We start from the raw sequence: 1,464 nt of genomic DNA on the forward strand, positions 1-1,464 counted from the left end.
GCCGAGGTGCTGGGCGAGCGGGCCGCCGCCACCCGGCCCGAGATCGAGCAGATCATGCTCAGTCCGCCCGAGGGGCTGGAGGGCGAGGACCTGGAGCGGGCGCTGTACCTGCTGCGCCGCCGCATCGAGGCGCGGGCCGTCGCCGCGGGCCTGCAGTCCTTCTACGTCTGCTCCCTGTCGGCGCGGTCGGTCATCTACAAGGGCATGATGCTGGCCGAGGCGCTGGCCGACTTCTATCCGGACCTGGCCGACCCGCGGTCGAGGCCAACGTGGCCCTGTTCCACCAGCGCTATTCGACCAACACCTTCCCCGAATGGCGCCTGGCCCAGCCGTTCCGGATGCTGGCGCACAACGGCGAGATCAACACCCTGCGCGGCAACGCCAACTGGATGCGCAGCCACGAGATCCGCATGACGGCCGAGGCCTTCGGCGCCGACGACGCCACCGTCAAGCCGGTGATCCAGGCCTCGGGCTCGGACTCCGCCGCGCTGGACAATGTCTTCGAGGTGCTGGTCCGGGCGGGGCGTCCAGCCCCGATGGTCAAGGCCCTGCTGATCCCCGAGGCGCCGATCGAGGGGGTGATCTCGGACGACCACCGGGCGCTGTACGCCTACTGCAACGCGGTGATGGAGCCGTGGGACGGCCCCGCCGCGGTCTGCGCCACCGACGGCCGCTGGGTCGTGGCCGGCAAGGACCGCAACGGCCTGCGTCCGCTGCGCGCCATGCAGACCACCGACGGCCTGCTGATCTGCGGCTCCGAGGCGGGCATGACCGGCGTGCCGGACGAGCGCATCGCGCGCCGCCTGCACATCGGCGGCGGGCGGATGATCTCGGTCGATCTGGAGGCGGGCGAGCTCTACGACGAGACCCAGACCATCGACCGGCTGGCGGCCCAGCACCCCTATCGCGACTGGCTGGCCAACATCGTCGAGCTGGAGCCCGAGATCGGTCCGGGACCCGAGCCGCGCCGCCTGTCGGGCGAGGCCCTGACCCGCTTCCAGGCCGCCGTCGGCTGGACCCAGGAGGATGTCGAGGCCCTGCTGGATCCCATGGCGGGGGAGGGCAAGGAGGCCGTCGCCTCGATGGGGGACGACGCCCCGCCGGCCGTCCTGTCGGACCAGAGCCGGCCGTTCTCGCACTACTTCCGCCAGGCCTTCGCCCAGGTCACCAACCCGCCTATCGACCCGCTGCGCGAGGCGGGGGCCATGAGCCTGCGCACCCGGTTCAAGAACCTGGGCAACATCCTGGCCCAGGACGAGACCCAGACCCGGGTGTTCGTGCTGGACAGCCCGGTGCTGACCACCGGCATGTACGAGCGGATGCTGGACGTCGTCGGGGCCGGGGCGGTCACGGTCATCGACTGCGCCTTCCCCGAACCGGGCGAGACGGAGCGGCCCGGCGAGGGCGCTGAAGGCCGGCGCTGGACCGCCATCCGCGACGAGGCGGTCGCGGCGGCCCGCGGCG

Annotated in this window: 1 pseudogene; it reads left to right on the forward strand. The window is 72.3% G+C overall.

The window, feature by feature from the left end:
- Positions 1 to 1,464 (forward strand): annotated as a pseudogene (locus AC2W7C_RS17850) (glutamate synthase central domain-containing protein); the annotation flags it as partial.

Source organism: Brevundimonas sp. CURTG3B2_SDJG (assembly GCF_057364705.1).